At 64.0% G+C, this 17,879-nt stretch carries 18 protein-coding genes and 1 riboswitch; of the genes, 10 read left to right on the forward strand and 8 right to left on the reverse strand.

Features of this window, described 5'->3' with window-relative positions:
• Positions 1-107: 107 nt before the first annotated feature.
• Both J2X11_RS08805 and gcvP read left to right on the forward strand, forming a co-directional pair.
• Positions 108-686, forward strand: a complete 579-nt coding sequence (locus tag J2X11_RS08805; RefSeq protein WP_309969567.1) for a MerR family transcriptional regulator — start codon at positions 108-110, stop codon at positions 684-686.
• 32 nt (positions 687-718) lie between these two features.
• Positions 719-807, forward strand: a riboswitch (glycine riboswitch).
• A gap of 40 nt (positions 808-847) precedes the next feature.
• The gene (gene gcvP, locus J2X11_RS08810; RefSeq protein ID WP_309969572.1) at positions 848-3,700 is read left to right on the forward strand and encodes an aminomethyl-transferring glycine dehydrogenase; all 2,853 of its coding nucleotides are present in this window, start codon (positions 848-850) and stop codon (positions 3,698-3,700) included.
• On the opposite strand, the gene J2X11_RS08815 is transcribed toward gcvP, so the two are convergent.
• The 3 genes from J2X11_RS08815 to sigK are packed head-to-tail and all read right to left on the reverse strand — an operon-like array spanning position 3,697 to position 5,761.
• Positions 3,697-4,440: an alpha/beta fold hydrolase gene (locus J2X11_RS08815; protein WP_309969574.1), complete on the reverse strand. Its 744-nt coding sequence runs from the start codon at positions 4,438-4,440 to the stop codon at positions 3,697-3,699. The two genes, gcvP and J2X11_RS08815, sit on opposite strands and share 4 nt — an antisense overlap.
• Positions 4,441-4,469: 29 nt before the next feature.
• Positions 4,470-5,168, reverse strand: a complete 699-nt coding sequence (locus tag J2X11_RS08820) for an anti-sigma factor (protein ID WP_309969578.1) — start codon at positions 5,166-5,168, stop codon at positions 4,470-4,472.
• Positions 5,165-5,761 (reverse strand): ECF RNA polymerase sigma factor SigK, encoded by a 597-nt coding sequence (sigK, locus tag J2X11_RS08825; RefSeq protein WP_309969580.1) that lies wholly within the window; start codon positions 5,759-5,761, stop codon positions 5,165-5,167. Before sigK ends, J2X11_RS08820 begins: the two co-directional genes overlap by 4 nt.
• Positions 5,762-5,891: 130 nt before the next feature.
• Between sigK and J2X11_RS08830 the strand changes: the two genes are divergently transcribed.
• The 5 genes from J2X11_RS08830 (at position 5,892) to J2X11_RS08850 (ending at position 9,082) form a co-directional block, all read left to right on the forward strand.
• Positions 5,892-7,076 (forward strand): acyl-CoA dehydrogenase family protein, encoded by a 1,185-nt coding sequence (locus tag J2X11_RS08830; protein WP_309969583.1) that lies wholly within the window; start codon positions 5,892-5,894, stop codon positions 7,074-7,076.
• A 43-nt stretch (positions 7,077-7,119) separates the two neighbouring features.
• Positions 7,120-7,776 (forward strand): alpha/beta fold hydrolase, encoded by a 657-nt coding sequence (locus J2X11_RS08835; RefSeq protein ID WP_309969586.1) that lies wholly within the window; start codon positions 7,120-7,122, stop codon positions 7,774-7,776.
• A gap of 12 nt (positions 7,777-7,788) precedes the next feature.
• Positions 7,789-8,154 carry a hypothetical protein gene (locus J2X11_RS08840; protein WP_309969589.1) on the forward strand — a complete coding sequence of 122 codons (366 nt, stop codon included), beginning with the start codon at positions 7,789-7,791 and terminating at the stop codon, positions 8,152-8,154.
• Positions 8,147-8,533 carry a hypothetical protein gene (locus tag J2X11_RS08845; RefSeq protein WP_309969592.1) on the forward strand — a complete coding sequence of 129 codons (387 nt, stop codon included), beginning with the start codon at positions 8,147-8,149 and terminating at the stop codon, positions 8,531-8,533. The genes J2X11_RS08840 and J2X11_RS08845 overlap by 8 nt, the downstream gene beginning before the upstream one ends.
• Positions 8,534-8,629: 96 nt before the next feature.
• Complete coding sequence (locus J2X11_RS08850; RefSeq protein WP_309969595.1) at positions 8,630-9,082, forward strand: SRPBCC family protein; 453 nt, start codon at positions 8,630-8,632, stop codon at positions 9,080-9,082.
• Here the strand turns inward: J2X11_RS08850 and J2X11_RS08855 are convergent.
• Genes J2X11_RS08855 through J2X11_RS08875 form a run of 5 tightly spaced genes read right to left on the reverse strand, consistent with a single transcriptional unit; the run spans position 9,079 to position 14,162 of the window.
• On the reverse strand, positions 9,079-9,912 hold the full coding sequence (locus tag J2X11_RS08855) for a hypothetical protein (protein WP_309969598.1): 834 nt from the start codon (positions 9,910-9,912) through the stop codon (positions 9,079-9,081). The genes J2X11_RS08850 and J2X11_RS08855 overlap by 4 nt on opposite strands.
• A complete protein-coding gene (gene cobA / locus J2X11_RS08860; RefSeq protein WP_309969601.1) occupies positions 9,909-11,105 on the reverse strand; it encodes a uroporphyrinogen-III C-methyltransferase in 1,197 nt (398 codons plus the stop codon). Before cobA ends, J2X11_RS08855 begins: the two co-directional genes overlap by 4 nt.
• A 13-nt stretch (positions 11,106-11,118) precedes the next feature.
• Positions 11,119-12,429 (reverse strand): sulfate adenylyltransferase subunit 1, encoded by a 1,311-nt coding sequence (locus J2X11_RS08865; RefSeq protein ID WP_309969605.1) that lies wholly within the window; start codon positions 12,427-12,429, stop codon positions 11,119-11,121.
• Positions 12,429-13,337 (reverse strand): sulfate adenylyltransferase subunit CysD, encoded by a 909-nt coding sequence (gene cysD, locus J2X11_RS08870; RefSeq protein ID WP_309969607.1) that lies wholly within the window; start codon positions 13,335-13,337, stop codon positions 12,429-12,431. The genes J2X11_RS08865 and cysD overlap by 1 nt, the downstream gene beginning before the upstream one ends.
• A gap of 27 nt (positions 13,338-13,364) precedes the next feature.
• Positions 13,365-14,162 carry a phosphoadenylyl-sulfate reductase gene (locus J2X11_RS08875; RefSeq protein WP_309969609.1) on the reverse strand — a complete coding sequence of 266 codons (798 nt, stop codon included), beginning with the start codon at positions 14,160-14,162 and terminating at the stop codon, positions 13,365-13,367.
• A gap of 149 nt (positions 14,163-14,311) precedes the next feature.
• On the opposite strand from J2X11_RS08875, the gene J2X11_RS08880 reads away from it, so the two are divergent.
• The 3 genes from J2X11_RS08880 to J2X11_RS08890 all read left to right on the forward strand — a co-directional run bounded on the left by J2X11_RS08880 (position 14,312) and on the right by J2X11_RS08890 (position 17,851).
• Positions 14,312-14,539 (forward strand): GPGG-motif small membrane protein, encoded by a 228-nt coding sequence (locus tag J2X11_RS08880; RefSeq protein ID WP_309969612.1) that lies wholly within the window; start codon positions 14,312-14,314, stop codon positions 14,537-14,539.
• A gap of 150 nt (positions 14,540-14,689) precedes the next feature.
• Positions 14,690-17,182, forward strand: a complete 2,493-nt coding sequence (locus tag J2X11_RS08885) for a penicillin acylase family protein (RefSeq protein WP_309969614.1) — start codon at positions 14,690-14,692, stop codon at positions 17,180-17,182.
• Between the two features lie 51 nt (positions 17,183-17,233).
• Entirely contained in the window at positions 17,234-17,851 is a 618-nt protein-coding gene (locus J2X11_RS08890; RefSeq protein WP_309969619.1) for an L-threonylcarbamoyladenylate synthase, read from the forward strand.
• The last annotated feature ends 28 nt before the right edge of the window (positions 17,852-17,879 follow it).

Consider the following 17,879-nt stretch of genomic DNA (forward strand, 5'->3'; position numbering starts at 1 on the left):
TTGACCCGGCAAAGTCTCACCCTTACCTTGAGAGAACTGCCGGTCATACACGGATGTAGTTTCGTAGCGGTAGTCTTCCCCATAACCCGCATTGGAAGGCTTTTCGGATGATCGAGCCACGCGACGCCGCCCCAACAGAAGCGGCAGCCAAGGCACGCAACCAAGGTCTGCTGTTCACCGACGACGTTTCACCGCTGCCGGAGGATTTCGGCTTCCGCGGCCCCACCGCGTGCAGCGCGGCCGGCATCACCTACCGCCAGCTCGACTACTGGGCCCGTACCGGCCTGGTTGATCCGACCGTCCGGTCCGCCACTGGCTCCGGCACCCAGCGCCTCTACTCATTCAAAGACATCCTTCTGCTCAAGATCATCAAGCGCTTGCTTGATGCTGGTGTCTCGCTTCAGCAGATCCGCGTGGCCATCGATCACCTGCGTGAGCGTGGCACCGACGATCTGACGCAGGTGACGCTGATGAGTGACGGCGCGAGTGTCTACGAATGCCGGTCGGCCGATGAGGTCATCGACCTCCTCCAGGGCGGTCAAGGCGTGTTCGGCATCGCCATCGGTGGTGTGTGGAAGGAGATCGAGGGCTCGCTGCACTCGCTCCCGAGCGAACGCGCCATCTCCGACTCGGACACTGCGGCTGACGAGCTTGCTGCTCGTCGTAGGGCCCGTCTGTCCTCCTGACGCTGGGTGACTTGGTAGGCTGGCACTGCTTTCGATCGCGCGTGGGAGAGTTCGCCCAGGCGGCGCCGAAGGGGCAATTCCTCCCCGGAACCTCTCAGGCACAAAGGACCACGCGACCTAGGCAATTCTGGAGCTCTCACGGGTGACAGAAGGGGAGGCGTATGTACGACGCCTCTACCCAGGAGACTCCCGTGTCAGACTTCGCCAGCCGCCACATCGGCCCAAGTCCCGCCGATCAGGACGCCATGGTGCGCAAGGTCGGCTACGACTCGCTCGACGCCCTCATGGCCGCTGCAGTGCCCTCCGGTATCCGCAGCGCATCGGCTCTTGGCCTTCCTGAGGCATTGAGTGAGACCGAGTCGCTCGCTGTGCTGCGCGGACTGTCTGAGCGCAACAACCCGGGCGTTGCCATGATCGGCCTCGGCTACCACCCGACCATCACGCCCGCCGTGATCCGTCGCAATGTGCTCGAAGACCCGTCCTGGTACACCGCGTACACGCCCTACCAGCCCGAGATCTCGCAGGGACGCCTTGAGGCGCTACTCAACTTCCAGACCCTGATCGCCGATCTCTCCGGCCTCCCGACAGCCAACTCGTCGTTGCTGGATGAAGGTACGGCTGTCGCCGAGGCGATGACGCTGATCCGCCGGGCGACCAAGGGCAAGGATGCGCTGCCGATCGTTGTCGATTCGGGCCTGCTGCCGCAGACACTCGCTGTGGTCGGTACGCGTGCTGAAGCGCTCGGCATTGAGCTCGTCGAGGCTGACCTGAGCGCCGGGATCCCGGACGTCGAGGCAGCTGGCACGATCATCGCCTACCCGCGCGCTGACGGACAGATCATCGACCCCACGGCCGCGATCGAAGCGGCTCACGCCACAGGCGGACTTGCTGTGGTCGTCGCCGATCCGCTCGCACTCGTACTTCTCAAGTCGCCCGGCTCGCTTGGTGCTGACGTTGTTGTTGGTTCCAGCCAGCGCTTCGGCGTACCGATGTTCTACGGCGGACCGCACGCCGGCTTCATGGCTGTCCGCGATGGTCTGGAGCGTCACCTGCCGGGCCGCCTCGTCGGTGTGTCGATCGACAGCGCAGGACGCCCTGCGTACCGACTGGCCCTGCAGACGCGCGAGCAGCACATCCGTCGCGAGAAGGCGACGTCCAACATCTGCACTGCGCAGGTGCTTCTGGCCGTCACCGCATCGATGTACGCCGTCTACCACGGTCCTGATGGGCTGAGGGAGATCGCGCAGCAGGTGGCTTCGAAGGCGGCGCAGTTGGCCACTGGCCTCCAGGCTGGTGGAATCGAGCTCACTGGAACCTCGTACTTCGACACCGTCGTGGCTCAGGTGCCCGGTCAGGCAGAGAAGATCGTCGCGAAGGCTCGCGATTTGGGTGTCCACCTTCACCAGGTCGACGATGACCGCGTTGGCATCTCAACGAACGAGGCAACGACCGACAGCCACCTGAAGCTGGTGTGGGAAGCGTTCGGGATCGACTCTGACGCTGGTGCGACATCTTCAGCGGTTCCCGAGAACCTGCTGCGTACGGACGAGATCCTGACGCACCCGGTGTTCCACGAGCACCACAGCGAGACCCAGATGCTGCGATACCTGAAGAAGCTCAGCGATCGCGACTACGCGCTCGACCGCGGCATGATCCCGCTCGGTTCGTGCACGATGAAGCTCAACGCTACGTCGGAGATGGAGCCGATCAGCTGGCCCGGCTTCGCCGAGTTGCACCCCTTCGTACCTGCCGAGGACGCGGCGGGATTCATCGAGATGATCGAGACGCTCGAGTCTTGGCTCGCTGAAGTCACCGGCTACGCGGGTGTGTCGATCCAGCCGAACGCCGGTTCGCAGGGTGAGTTCGCTGGTCTGCTCGCAATTCGGGCGTACCACCTGAGCCGCGGTGACGACCACCGCGACGTCTGCCTGATCCCGAGCTCGGCTCACGGCACCAACGCCGCATCAGCGGTCATGGCCGGAATGCGCGTTGTCATCGTGAAGTCGACCGATCAGGGCGAAGTCGATCTGGATGATCTGAAGGCGCAGTGTGACAAGCACGCCGACGATCTCGCCGCGATCATGGTGACCTACCCGTCGACGCACGGCGTCTACGAGCACGGCATCACCGAACTGTGCGAGATCGTGCACAGCCACGGCGGCCAGGTGTACGTCGACGGTGCCAACCTCAACGCGCTGCTGGGGCATGCCCAGCCCGGTGCTTTCGGCGGCGATGTTTCGCACCTCAACCTGCACAAGACTTTCTGCATCCCGCACGGTGGCGGTGGACCCGGCGTCGGGCCGGTTGCAGTCGCTGAGCACCTCGTACCGTTCCTGCCGACGCACCCGATGCACCCGGTCGAGAGCAAGCGCGAGGGCATTGGCGCCATCAGCGCTGCGCCGTACGGTTCCGCCGGCATCCTGCCGATCCCGTACGCGTACATCGCCATGATGGGTGCCGAGGGCCTCACCAACGCGACGTCAGTCGCCGTCCTGTCGGCCAACTACATCGCCAAGCGGCTTGAGGGCGCCTACCCGGTGCTCTACAGCGGCGACCACGGTCTGGTGGCGCATGAGTGCATCCTCGACCTGCGACCGCTCACGAAGGACTCTGGCCTGAGCATCGACGATGTCGCGAAGCGACTCATTGACTACGGATTCCACGCGCCGACCATGAGCTTCCCGGTTGCCGGCACGCTGATGATTGAGCCGACGGAGTCGGAGGACCTCGCCGAGCTCGATCGCTTCTGCGAGGCAATGCTGTCGATCCGTGCTGAGATCGATGCTGTCGTGGCTGGCAAGTACGCCGACGGTGACAACCCGTTGGTCCACTCGCCGCACACGATGCGGGAGATCGCTGACTGGACGCACGCCTACCCGATCTCGGAGGGCGCGTTCCCGTCAGGGACGACCGACGACAAGTACTGGCCACCGGTCGGGCGCATCGACCAGGCGTACGGAGACCGCAATCTGGCGTGCTCCTGCCCGCCGCTTGAGGCGTTCGCCGAGGTCTAGACCGTCGCCCACCAGGCGACGATCTTGTCGACGACCGGACCTGGCGTCTTGCCCCACAGCACGTGGTGGGTGTTGCCGCCCTCCGGCACGTCGTCCTTCGTGTAGAGCCACTTCGTGGTCTTGGACGGCTCGAGGAACTTCTTGATGAAGAGCTTGTTGGCGTCCTCGACCGAGTAGGTGTCGCCCTGCAGGTTGATCACCAAGGTCGGCGTTGCGATCGGGTGCGGCACCTTGAACGGCGGCCGGCCCGTACGTACGAAGCGTGCCCATTCGCGCATCAGCGTACGAGCGCCTGGGCCGCCAAACATCGGCTTGGGAACGTACCCGCGAATCCGGGCAACGACAGGAACGGTCACACCGACGAGCAGCACCGGCAGGCCACCGAGACGGTAGTTGCGAAAGAACGGGACGCTGGCGCCGATGGCGACAAATCCTTCGGCCGGTGGGTAATGCAGCTGGTGACCCACGCAGATCTGCGAACCCAAGCTGTGCCCGATGAGGATCACCGGACGATCCGGCACTTCGGCGCGAGCCTTGGCGACGGCATCGGCGATCCGTTGCATCTCGTCGCCGTAGCTCCAGTCATTGTCACGTGACGCTTCGGGCTCGCCACGTTCGAATCCGGTGTGGGGGAGAGCGATCGCGTCCCAGCCACGCTGTTCGAATGCGGCGACAACGGGCCGGTAGAACGCCGACGGCACAGCCATCGCCGAGGAGATCAGGACCAGGGGCGCAGGCATGCACCAATGATGACAGTGCCGCTGTCAGCTCAGACGGCGAGAGTGGCGATTGGTGCGGTGGTGGGCTGCTTGGAGCCGCCCTTGGGCTCGACCGTGATGGCGATGCGATCGGCACCGTCGAGGTCTTCCATGACCATCTCGCCCGACGTCGCGAAGTAGCCCTGTGACGCGGGGGAGTCGTCAGTGACGACCCAGACCTGGTAGACCTTGCCGTCCTCGAGACCGGGCAGGTCCTTGGCCGTGATGAAGGCGGCGTCGGTCTCGGCGGAGGAGATCATGCGTACGTGGCCACCGCCGTCAAATGTCTTGTCGATCGTCTCGGCGTCATCGGCGGACACGATGGACGTGATGGTCTCGCTCTGTGCACGAAGGTCGTGGGCGTTGTCGCGCTCGTTCAGGAAGCCACCGACGCCCACGGCGCCGACGAGGAAGGCTGCAGCCATCGCGAGACGGGGGAGCGTACGGCGAAGCCTGCTCTGGTTGAGAGCAACGACTGTCGGCCGTTCCTGGCGAGTCGTCGAGACCTCGCTCATCAGGCGATCGCGCAGACCTGCGGGCGGCGCCATGCTTTCAACGTCTCCGAGGCGCGCAGCCGTCGCGACGAAGCCGCTCAGCTCGGATTGGCAGCTGGTGCACTGGGTGAGGTGTGCCTCGAAGCGGGCCCGCTCGGCTGGATCGAGTGCATCCAGCGAGTACGGGGCAATGAGGGAGTGCAAATCTTCGGTCATGCTTCTACTCCCAGGCAATCGCGCAGACGGACCAGACCGTCGCGCATACGGGTCTTGACGGTGGCTGGATTGGCATCGAGGGTCTCGGCGACCTCGGCATAGGTGTAGCCCTTGTAGTAGGCCAGATCGACGGCCTCACGCTGGAGGCCGGTCAGGCTGTCGAGACAGCGGCGCACCTGCTCGTGCTCGAGGCTGACCGTGACGGTCTCGGCGACTTCATCGAAGTCGGGTCCGCTCGACCAGTCGTACTTGTTCTCGCGGTTGGTGGCCGCCTGATCGTGACGTACGGCGTCGACCGCCCGACGGTGCGCGAGGGTCAGCACCCAACTCTTGGCGTTGCCGCGAGCCGCATCAAAGCGTGCCGCCGACTGCCACACCTGGATGAAGACCTCCTGGGAGACTTCCTCGGCCCGGGCGGGATCACGGATGACTCGCTTCGCCATGCCGTAGACCGAGGCGCCCAAGGCGTCGTAGATGGCGCCAAAAGCTGCCTCGTCGCCGCGGCTGACGCGCGTGAGGAGGTCGTTGAGGTCAGGTGCAGGCGCAGGCTCGGCGGAACCAGCGATTCGCAGGTGCGATGCGCTCTGAGCCACGGCCTTGTCCTTCCTCGTTCGAATGGTCTTTCCTCACTGCAATTCGGCGCCGTAGCCGGGATGGATTGGTCGGGTGGCACCCAAATTGAGGCGACTCCTAGTTGCCACTCTAGGTTGATAGCGTTGGGTCATGCCCAAACTCGTCTTCGACCCTGCTGATCCACTCTCGATTGACGCTCTGCTGTCGACTGAGGAGATCGCAGTACGCGAGACAGTGCGCACGATGCTCGACAAGCGCGTCCAACCTCATATCGCCCAGTGGTTCGAAGACGGCGGCGTCGAGGAGCCTCGTGAACTGTTCAAGGAGTTCGGCAAGCTCGGCCTCCTCGGAATGCACCTCGACGGCTACGGACTCCCGGGAATGTCCTCGGTTGAGTACGGGCTTGCATGCGTCGAGCTCGAGGCGTGTGACTCAGGCATCCGCTCGATGGTGTCGGTCCAGGGTTCGCTGGCGATGTACGCGATCTGGAAGTTCGGCAACGAGGAGACCAAGCAGCGCTGGTTGCCCGGTATGGGAACGGGTGAACTCGTCGGCTGTTTCGGTCTGACCGAACCCGATCACGGTTCTGATCCCGGCAGCATGCGCACCCGCGCCAAGCGTGACGGTGATGACTGGATCCTCGATGGCAGCAAGATGTGGATCAGCAACGGAACGTTCGCCGACGTGGCCGTCGTATGGGCGCAGACCGACGAAGGCATCCGCGGCTTCGCCGTGCCGACCGACACGCCTGGCTTCAGCGCCAAGTTGATCCACCACAAGCTTTCCCTGCGCGCCTCCGCGACCGCCGAGCTCGTCCTCGAGGGCGTACGGCTGCCTGCCGAAGCCATGTTCCCCGACGTCAAGGGCCTCCGAGGCCCGCTGTCGTGCCTCACGGAGGCTCGCTACGGCATCGTCTGGGGCGCGATGGGTGCAGCGCGCTCGTCATTCGAGTCGGCGCTTGAGTACTCCAAGACCCGCGAGCAGTTCGGTCGACCGATCGGCGGCTTCCAGCTCACGCAGGAGAAGCTCGCCAACATGTGTCTGGAGCTCCACAAGGGTCTGCTCCTGGCGCTGCACCTCGGTCGGCGCAAGGACGACGTCGGGCTCACCCCCGAGCAGGTGAGCTTCGGCAAGCTCAACAACGTACGTGAGGCGCTCGACATCTGCCGCAATGCTCGTACGATCCTGGGCGCCAACGGCATCTCGCTCGAATACCCGGTCATTCGGCACATGAACAACCTTGAGTCGGTGCTGACGTACGAAGGCACGACCGAGATGCACACGCTGGTCATTGGCCAGGCTCTGACCGGCGAGAACGCCTTCGGCGGCCGCTGATTTCGTCGTGCGCGGCTTGTAGTCGCGTGTCACGATCGATCCTGTGTCCAGACTCGATCACTACGTTGCACCCACAGAACCGCGGGCTGTCGTCCTGCTTTTGCACGGCGGTCAGCAGCACAACGTCGAGCCGGTCAAGAACCGTCATGCGAGCTGGTGGCGGATGGCGGCGCTGGCGCGTTCGCTGCGTCGCCACGCCACCGAGCATGACTTCGCGCTGAGCCTGCTGCAGTACGGGCAGCGCGGGTGGAACGACCCGATCGATCCGTCGCCTGTGAAGGACACACGCGCCGCGATCAGCGAGCTGACTGATCGGTGGCAGGGAGTGCCCGTCGTGCTGGTTGGTCATTCGATGGGAGGGCGTACCGCATGCCGCGCAGCAGACGATCCCAGTGTCATCGGTGTCGTAGGTCTTGCGCCGTGGCTGCCCGAGGGCGAGCCGAATGCCAGCATCTCCGGCAAACACCTCAGGATCCTGCACGGAACCCAGGATTCGTGGACATCACCGGCCCTCAGCCGTGAATACGTAGAGCGCAGCCTGGGCACTGCTGCGAGTGCAACATGGACGTCCCTTCCAGGCGGAGGGCACTTCATGTTCCGCCAGTCCGAGGCGTGGAAACGCTTCGTGAAAGACTCGGTCACTGACATCGTTGGTGTCGGCAGCTCGCAGGGGCGAGCCGCCCAGGAAGACCGCGCCTAACAAAGGACACGAGTGACCGAGACCGTCGCCTACGGCATCGCCGCCGCGGCGACTCTCGTCGCTGCCTGGGCTGGCTGGCACATGTTTCGTCAGCAGCCTGTTGGCAATCCGCTGTTCTACGCGGTGGCAGCTCTTGAGCTTGCGCTGATCGCATTGCTGATCGGCGGCATCGTGGCACTCAACTCGACCAGCCGTGATGTCGATGGCACGTTGTTCGTCTCTTACCTCGTGACCGTTGCGGTGATTCCGCCCGCAGCAGTGTTGTGGGGGATCGCCGAGAAGTCTCGCTGGGGGACCGGCGTGGTCGTCGTGGCACTGCTGACGGTCGCCGTGCTCTGCATCCGGCTCCTCGACATCTGGAAGGGCACGTATGCCTGAGAACACGTCACGCGGATTCGGCCGAACGCTCGTCGCCGTGTACGCCGTATTCGCCCTGGCCGCGTCGGCTCGCTCGATCTTCCAGCTGGTCACGAAGGCTGACGACGCACCTGTCGCCTATGCGCTCTCTGCCTTCGCCGGAATCGTGTACGTCGTGGCGACCGTCGCGTTGGCTCGCAACGCTCGCCGCCTTGCCTTGGTCGCGATCACGATTGAGCTCGCTGGAGTGCTGACGGTGGGTCTGCTGTCGATCATCGACGACGATCTGTTCCCGGATCAGACGGTGTGGTCAGGATTTGGCGAGGGCTACGGCTTCATCCCGCTCGTGCTGCCGCTCATCGGTCTGTGGTGGTTGAACAAAACCCGAGAGCAGGCCTGACCTGCGAAGGGGCCCAGCGCGCTCATACCGCGCGGGGCCATCTCAATTACAACCCGAACAGACGTCCCAACCGGGTAGCGACACGGAGAAGCCTTGATGAATTCGAACTACGAGTTCCACTCGCGGTGGCAGGTCGTGCGCAGCCGCGAGGCGCTGTGGGACGAACTCGAGGCGTTGCTCGCGAGTGACGACCCGATGGTGTGGTGGGGTCCAGTGGAGGTTGTCGAGTACGACGGCACCAATCTCTCTGTGCGCGCTGCCAGCCATTTCGGCTATCGGTTGGCCTTCGAACTCAAGAACTTGCAGCTGACTCGCCCCGATCGGCTGACCTTCGAATCAGCTGGCGACCTTCGTGGTGAGGGTGCGGTGACCTTCATAGACGGGACCAATGGGCGCTCGTCGACGATGGAGATCGATTGGCGCGTTGCCACCGATCGCCGATGGATGCGGTGGACCGGCTGGGTTCTTCGCCCCGTGTTCGTGGCCGGGCATCACCTGATCATGCGGCAGGGCGAGAAGAACCTGAACGCCTGGCTTGAAGCGCGCTAGTCCAGACCGCAGTGAGAGCGGTAGAAGTCGAAGAAGGCGACTCGCTGGGGTGTGGTGAGCGGTAGATAGAACGATGCGCCTTCACCTATACCGTCGCCGAGCACGTTGACGTCGAACAGGCGGCCAACCTTGTCGTCGGCGAGAGCATGACCGTCGCAGCGCGCCGGAGTCACCAACATGTTGAGCTCGACCGGCTCATTTGTGAGCGGGATGTCCACGTCGGCTGGTGAGCCCTCGGCCTGATTGAACAGCACGGTCGACCCGAAGCCGCCGAAACGCACGTCGTCGCGCTTGCCCGTCGGTGTCATCGTGACGGGAAGGTTGAGCACGGACTCACGGCCAACACCGGTGACGGTCGGATCGCCGACCGTGAGTTTCGCTGCTTCCTTCAGAGCGTTCTCGGCGCAATCACGATCCAGCGCGAGCGAGATGTTCCCGTAGCGGTCGTCAGCGCGGACCGACGAGATCCGCGGCCCGCTGTCGCCAATGCGGTAGGTCAGTCGCACGGTCGGGGTGAATCCGGTGCCGCACCGGCCCTTGGGCATGTCGTATTCGAGGTCTGCCTCGGTGCCGGCGGCGATGTCCTCGTCCCCAGCCCACTCGACTGTGCTCATGCGTTCAGAGGTCAGCGTGAAGGACTCGACATGGATGTTCTTGTCGGACGTGTTCTGGATGCGTACGTAGATCTCGCGGTCTTTGCGGTGCAGACGCGACTGGTCCGACAGCAGCGAGACGCCGTCGGGCATCGGCACCTTCTTGGCCGACTCGCCGCACGCGGTCAGTCCCAGTACGAGGGGGACTGAGCACACGAGGGCGAGGAGGCGCCTCATGCAGGTGGCCACGCAGGGGACAGGCTCACGACGTCGCCAATGATCGTCACTGCTGGCGGTTTGACCCCGACCGCTTCGGCTCGTCCGGCGATTGTGTTGAGCGTGCCGACGGTGACGCGTTGATTGTCGGCGTATCCGTTCTCGACAATCGCAACTGGCGTTTCGGGATCGTGGCCGGCGCCGGTCAGCTGCTCTGCAGCCTCGCGAAGCCTTCCGACGCCCATCAGAAGAATGAGGGTGTGCGAGCGTTCGGTCGGCAGCTCAATGAGCTCGGTGTGCCCGGTGACGACACTGAAGCCGTTTGCCACTCCACGATGGGTGACGGGGATGCCTGCCGCTGCTGCCACGGCAACTGCACTGGTCACACCAGGTACGACCTCGACCTCGATGCCAGCGTCGCGGCACGCGATCAGCTCCTCGCCGCCACGACCGAAGACGTACGGATCGCCGCCCTTGAGCCGTACGACGATCTTGCCCTGCTTGGCGCGGTCGATCAGGATCGCGTTGATCTCTTCCTGGGGGATCGGGTGATTGTCGGGCATCTTTCCGACATCGATCACCTCGACATCAGGCGCCAATTCGGCCAGAACACTCTGTGGAGCGAGGCGGTCGAACACCACGACATCAGCCTCGGCAAGGAGTCTGCGTCCACGGGCTGTCAGCAGTCCCGGATCTCCAGGTCCGCCGCCGACCAGAGCCACGAATCCGCCTGGATGGTGGGTGCCGTGGCGGAGCGGAAGATCGCCGGATTGCAGAGCTGCTGCGACGGCGTCTCGCAATGAGGTCGCTCGGCGGGCATCGCCGCCGCCGCTGACCGCCACAGTGACATCGTCGACGCTGGCGACGGCCGGCATCCACGCAGTTGCGTGATCGGGATCGCCGCCCTTGAGGCACCAGACCTGGCGCGCCTCTGCATCGTCAGCGACGCGGCCGTCGACGGCGGGATCGCCTGTCGCGGTCTGCACCAGCCAAGCACCATCAAGGTCGCTGGACTCGTACGCGCGCTCTCGCCATTCGACGTCGCCCCGGCTGATCGAGGACGCCAAGGAGTCCGTGACAGTGGGGGAGACGACCACTACCCTGGCTCCGGCGGTGACCAATGTCAGGGTTCGTCGCGTGGCGACGTGACCGCCGCCGACAACGACCACAAGGCGGTCCGCAACGCGGAGAGTGAGCGGAAAATTGCCGCTCATGTCGTGACCCGAGTCATGCAAGAACTGTAGCCTCGGCGACCGCTTCAACGGCTGCCTTGGTGTCGAGCAAAGCGTCGCCGACCATGCCAGCAGCAAGGGTGCTGCCTTCCTGCGGATCGATCAGCAGGAAGGCTCCGGTGCTGCGCGAGTGGAGGTACTCCTCGGCAGGGATCGGCGAAGCGAGTCGCAGGTTGACGTGACCGATGTCGTTGAGCGCGAGCGACTCTGCGGGAAGCAGGCGAGCGTCATCGAGATCGAGCTTGCCGCTGATCGCCTTGACCATGGCCTGAACGGTCTTGGTGCCGTGCTTGAGCAAGACCTTTGCACCGGGGACGAGCGGTCGTTCGGCGAGCCAGGCGATCGTGCCGTCAATGTCCTGGGTGACAGGCGGGACACTGCGTGACGTCACGATCAGGTCGCCGCGAGAGATGTCGATGTCGTCAGCGAGGCGCAAGGTCACGGACTGCGGTGCGAACGCTGCATCGAGCGGTCCGTCAGCGGTGTCGATCCCGACAACAGTGCTCGTACGTCCGCTGGGCTGAACAGTGATCGGATCGCCAACTCGTACGAGACCGGAGGCAACCTGACCGGCGTATCCGCGATAGTCACGGAACTCGTCGCCGGCAGCCTGCTGCGGGCGGATGACGAGCTGCACGGGGAAGCGCAGTGGCTCGGAGTGCGGTTCGCCAATGGGGGAGAGCTTCTCCAGATGTTCGAGCAGGCTCTGTCCGTCGTACCAAGGAGTACGGCTGGAGCGCTCGACGACGTTGTCGCCCTCGAGTGCCGAAACCGGGATCGTCGCGACGTCGTACAGGCCGAGGCTGCGCGCGGATTCGAGTACGGCGGCCGAAACGCGTTCGTATGTCTCTTCGTCGAAGTCGACCAGGTCGATCTTGTTGACCACGACGACCACATGCGGGACTCGCAGAAGCGAGGCGACGGCGAGGTGACGCTGGGTCTGCTCCTGGAGGCCATGACGTACGTCGACGAGGAGGACGACGCAGTCGGCGGTGCTCGCACCGGTCACCGTGTTGCGCGTGTACTGAACGTGCCCGGGGCAGTCGGCCAGGATGAACGACCGCTTGGGGGTGGCGAAGTAGCGGTAGGCGACATCGATGGTGATGCCCTGCTCGCGCTCGGAGCGCAGTCCGTCAGTCAGGAGTGCGAGGTCGGCAGTGCCGAGACCGCGATCTGTGGAGACGCGCTCGACAGCCTCCATCTGGTCAGCGAGAACCGACTTCGAGTCATAGAGCAGACGACCGACGAGCGTGGACTTGCCATCGTCGACCGAGCCAGCTGTTGCAAGGCGCAGGAGAGTGGCCATCAGAAGTAGCCTTCCTTCTTGCGGTCTTCCATCGCGGCTTCAGACGTACGGTCATCTGCTCGCGTGGCACCCCGCTCGGTGATGCGGGTGGCCGCCACTTCGGCGATGACATCGTCAACAGTGAGCGCGTCGCTCTCGACGGCTCCGGTGCAGGACATGTCGCCGACAGTTCGGTAGCGCACCTGGCGCTTCTCGACCGTCTCGCCATCGCGCGGCATGGAGACAGGTCCAACGGCGAGCAGCATTCCGTCGCGCTCGTACACCTCGCGCTGGTGCGCGTAGTAGAGCTCAGGCAGTGCGATGCCCTCTTGGCCGATGTACTGCCAAACATCGAGCTCGGTCCAGTTGCTCAGCGGGAACACGCGTACGTGCTGGCCCGGGGTGTGCCGGCCGTTGTAGAGGTTCCACAGCTCGGGTCGCTGGTTGCGCGGATCCCACTGTCCGAACTCATCGCGGAGGGAGAAGACGCGCTCCTTGGCGCGGGCCTTCTCCTCATCGCGGCGGCCACCACCGAAGACGGCGTCGAACTTGCCCTCAGTGATCCCGTCGAGCAGCGGCTGGGTCTGGAGCGTGTTCCGCATACCATCGCTGCGCTCGCGCAGTCGACCATCATCGATGTAGTCCTGGACGCTCGAGACCTCAAGGCGCAGACCGAGGCGCTCGACGGTCGCATCGCGGTAGGCGAGGACTTCAGGGAAGTTGTGTCCCGTATCGACGTGCAGCACAGGGAACGGGACCGGCGAAGGCCAGAACGCCTTGACTGCGAGATGCAGCATGACGATCGAGTCCTTGCCGCCAGAGAACAGCAGCACCGGGCGCTCGAACTCGGCGATGACCTCGCGGATGATGTGGATCGCCTCGGACTCCAGCCATTGGAGCTGGGTGAGGCGGTAGTCGTTCAGCGTCATCGTTGCCTGTCGGGTGGGTGGGTCAGCTCAGGCGTGAAGCCCGCACTCGGTCTTGTCGAGTCCGGCCCAACGTCCTGCGCGGGGATCTTCGCCGGGAGCCACGCGACGGGTGCAGGTCGCGCAGCCGATCGACGGGTATCCGTCGTTGACAAGGGGATTGACGATGATGTCGTTCTTGTCGGCGTAGTCGAGGAGGTCATCAAACGACCATGCTGCCATCGGGTTGATCTTGACGAGGCCGTTCTTGTCGTCCCACGTCACGTACGGGGTGTTGGCGCGAGTCTCTGACTCGTCGCGACGCACGCCGGTGATCCATGCTTCGTAGCCCTGAAGGGTTGCGTGGAGCGGATCCACCTTGCGCATCTGGCAGCACAGGGCGGGATCGCGCTCGTAGAGGCGCTCGCCAAACTCGGCATCCTGCTCAGCGACCGTGCGCTTCGGTGTGACGTCGACGATCGAAAGCTTCATGGAGGACTCCACAGCGTCGCGGGTGCCGATCGTCTCAGCAAAGTGATAGCCGGTCTCGAGGAAGAGTGTGTCGACCCAGGGGAGATGCTCGGCGACGACGGCCGGAAGTACGGCGTCAGCCATGGAGCAGGCAACTGCGGTGCTGTAACCAAACTCGTCGGCGACCCATTCGAGCAGTCCCGCGCCGTCAGAAGCGGCAAAGCGAGCCTCCGCAGCGTCGGCGATGGCGCGGAGCTCATCGTTGCTACGACGAGGGGCCAAGAGATGCTCGCGGTCCGCGAGGTGCGCGACCCGCTCGCTGTCGTGATCGAGCTGGATCTGGCGGCGTTCGGCAAGGCTCAGTGCTGCATCAGCCACGTCCATCACCTCATTCCGCTCGGGTACTGCGCTCCAGAATAGGTCGGTCCGCGGCGTCGCCCCCGTGAGCGGAACTCACGTCCGCATTGCGGAACGTATTTGTGTGAGCCACGTCACGTTACTCAACCGCGTGGATCGACACTTTGAGCGTGAAGGCGATTGACCGAGTGCATACGGGGTACATCCGAGGCGTGGCAGAAGCCACATCGCCAATGGAGGTCAAAACAACCATGTGGGACACCATTTTGTGGATTGCGGCCGTGGTCATCGGAATTTTCGGTGTGCTGCGGATCGTCCAGCGGGACTTTGTCTACGGAGCCGTGCTGATCATCGTCGCATTGCTCGTCGGACCGGCGGGCGTCAGCATCTTCACCTGATCTCCAGCCGAGGGCCGCACCCCGTACGCCGTGGGTGCGGCCCTTCCTTGTCCCCAAACTCGTACGTACGCGTAACTTCTGCCGCCCAAACGACGTTTCATCCGGTGACACGGGTCACACAAGACCCCCACTCGACGTCAAGGGATGCGCATGTCACGGCTCCGTCGCACTGCTCTCATTGCCACCGCTGCACTTTGTGCAGGTCTACTCGCGCCTCTGGGCAGCACGGGAGCCTCGGCGGCCACCATTCCGCTGACCCCCGCGAACGGCAAGTACGACGTGACCATCACGCGTACCGAACATGGCATTCCGCACGTGGTGGCCAAGGACTGGGAGTCTCTGGGGTTCGGTCACGGCTTTGCGACCGGCGAGACCTCCATCTGCAGCCTTGCCGACACGCTGCTCACTGGCCAGGGACAGCGCTCGCGATGGCTCGGCCCAGATGCGCGCTACAACGACCGTGTGTCAGTCAATGCCACAAATCTGCAGAGCGACGCCTTCTTCGTCGACATCCGTGCGCGCAAGGTAGTTGAGAAGCTCCTTGCGGATCCGCAGCGTGGACCGGGCAAGGAAGCACGTGCGCTGGTGCGTGGCTATTCAGCAGGCGTCAACCAATACATCAAGAGTGTCGGTGGACGTAGTGGCATCAAGGACCCTGCGTGCAAGAACGCGGGCTACATCGACACGACCGCAACCGACCTCGATCTTTGGTATGGCGTCTACGCCGCGAACTTGCTGGCCTCGGCTGGCGTGTTCTTCCCGGCGATCGCGGATGCAGATCCTCCCTCCGTCGGCGATCTCGGCATTCCGAAGCTCAAGGAGCTCGGAATCGAACTGCCTCTAGGCGTCGACATCCCAGACCTTCCAGACCTGCCGATCCCAGATCTCAGTGACCTCTTGCCGTTCTCGGCCCCTCCGACCGATGCGCCGTCGGCTTCTTCGCTGAAGGCCGGACTGGGCAAGGATCCGAAGTCTCCGTTCGGGTCCAACGCGACGGCACTCGGTGGCGACTCGACTGACAACGGTCGAGGCATGTTGCTGGGTAACCCGCACTTCCCGTGGAACGGGCGCTACCGCTTCGAGCAGGTGCACCTCACGATCCCCGGGGCCTATGACGCCGCGGGCGCGAGTCTCCTCGGCTCGCCGGTCATCAACATCGGTTTCAACAAGAACGTTGCGTGGAGCCACACCGTCTCCACCGCATTCAGGTTCACGCCATACGAGTACCGGACGATTCCCGGACTCCCGATGCTCTACCTGACTGACCACGGCTTGCTCAAGCTTGAGAAGCGGGCAGTAAACGTCACGGTCAAGGGCAAGGACGGCAAGCTTTCGAATGTCGTCAAGACGCTGTACCGCACCGAAGACGGCTACGTCATGGACAACCCGGCGACGCTCATGGGCTGGTCGCCGATCAGCCTCTTCGCGATGCGCGACGCCAACGGTGAGCAGCTGCGGACGATCGACTCGTTCCTCAACATGAGCAAGGCATCGAACGTCCAGGGCCTGCTCGCCGCACAGGACAAGGCTGGCGGAATCCCGTGGGTCAACACGATCGCGGCTGACCGCGCCGGCAACGCGTTGTACGCCGACCACTCGGTGGTGCCGAACGTGCCGAACGACCTGGTCAACCAGTGCATCACGCCAGTCGGAATTCTGACGCGCTCGCTCGCCGGCCTGCCCGTGCTCGACGGCACCCGTGCTCGCTCGAGCTGTGCGTGGCGGACTGATCCGGACGCCTCGCGCCCTGGCATTTTCGGACCGAAGAATCTCCCGTCCACGGTCCGCCGTGACTGGGTGGCGAACGCCAACGACTCGTACTGGCTGCCCAACCCGAAGCAGAGGCTTGAGGGGTATGCCGGAATCATCGGTTCGGAGAAGTCGGAGCGCACGCTGCGTACGCGCATGGTCTATCGGTACGTGATCGATGCACTGACGAAGAGCAAGATCACGCAGACGATGCTCCGTGGATTTGAGCACCAGAACCGGGTGTTCGGCGTGGAGTTGGCACGTGAAAACGGCGATCTGGACACGTTGTGCCAGAGTGCCGGCGGAGGCCAGGCGTGCGACGTACTGAAGGCGTGGGACGGAAAGTCCAACACCACCAGCGTGGGTGCGCACATTTTTGAGGAGTTCATGGCGCGGGCATCCGACCCGTGGGCCGTTCCCTTCGACGCGGCCGACCCAATGGGTACGCCTCGCGACCTCAAGGAGACCGACAGCAAGACGATCAAGGCCATGGCGGACGCGATCGCCTACCTCCAGGGCAAGGGTGTGGCGCTTGACGCTCCTTGGGGGACGCTCCAGATTGCGGACAAGCCAGGTGCGGCGATCGGCCTGGGCGGAGGTGGCGCCGCAGTAGGCAACGCCAATGTGGTCGTCGCTCGCGGACCGTTCACGAGGACGGACGGGCTCTACCGGGTCACCTATGGCTCGTCGCACATCCAGGCCGTCTCGTTCACAGCCTCGGGCATCGTGGCGTCGACAATCCTGACCTACGGCCAGTCGCTGAACACCAACTCGGCGTGGAGTTCTGACCAGACGCGCATGTTCGGCAAGAAGCAGTGGGTGTCGTTCCCGTTCACCGCGTCGCAGATCTCGTCGCAGAAGATCAGCTCGAAGCACCTGGTGGTCAAGCGCTGACACTCGGGCCTCACGGTAGGTGGATGGTCGGATGGGTCGTACGCTCACAGCGTGCGATTCATCGACATCCATCCGGACAACCCGCAGCAACGCAATGTGGATCAAGCTGCCGCGATGCTTGTCGCCGGCGATTTGATTGCCTATCCGACTGACTCCGGTTATGCCCTCGGTGCGCAGATCGGCAACAGGGATGCGTTGGACCGCATTCGTACGATTCGGGACCTCGACGCGAAGCATCACTTCACCCTGATGTGTCGCGATTTCGCCCAGCTGGGCCAGTTCGTGCACGTCGACAACGCGATCTTTCGGGCGATCAAGTCGGCCACGCCAGGCCCGTACACGTTCATCCTTCCGGCGACGTCGGAAGTCCCCAAGCGGCTTCTTCATCCCAAGAAGAAGACTGTCGGCGTGCGGATTCCCAATCACCGTGTGGTTCAGGCGCTGCTCGAGGCACTTGGCGAGCCGATGGTGTCGTCAACGCTGATCCTGCCCGGAAGTGACGCATCGATGACGTCGGCATGGGAGATCTCGGAAGAGCTCGACGGCCGCGTCGATGCCGTGGTCGACTCTGGTGTCGAGGTCATTGCCGAGCCAACGACAGTCGTCGACTACTCCGAGGGATATGCCGAGGTCGTACGTGTCGGTGCCGGCGATCCGGATCGCTTCTAGCCTGCCGTTTCGTCGTACGAGCGGCCTA

Origin of the sequence: Aeromicrobium panaciterrae (genome assembly GCF_031457275.1) — a bacterium.
Classification (GTDB): domain Bacteria; phylum Actinomycetota; class Actinomycetes; order Propionibacteriales; family Nocardioidaceae; genus Aeromicrobium; species Aeromicrobium panaciterrae_A.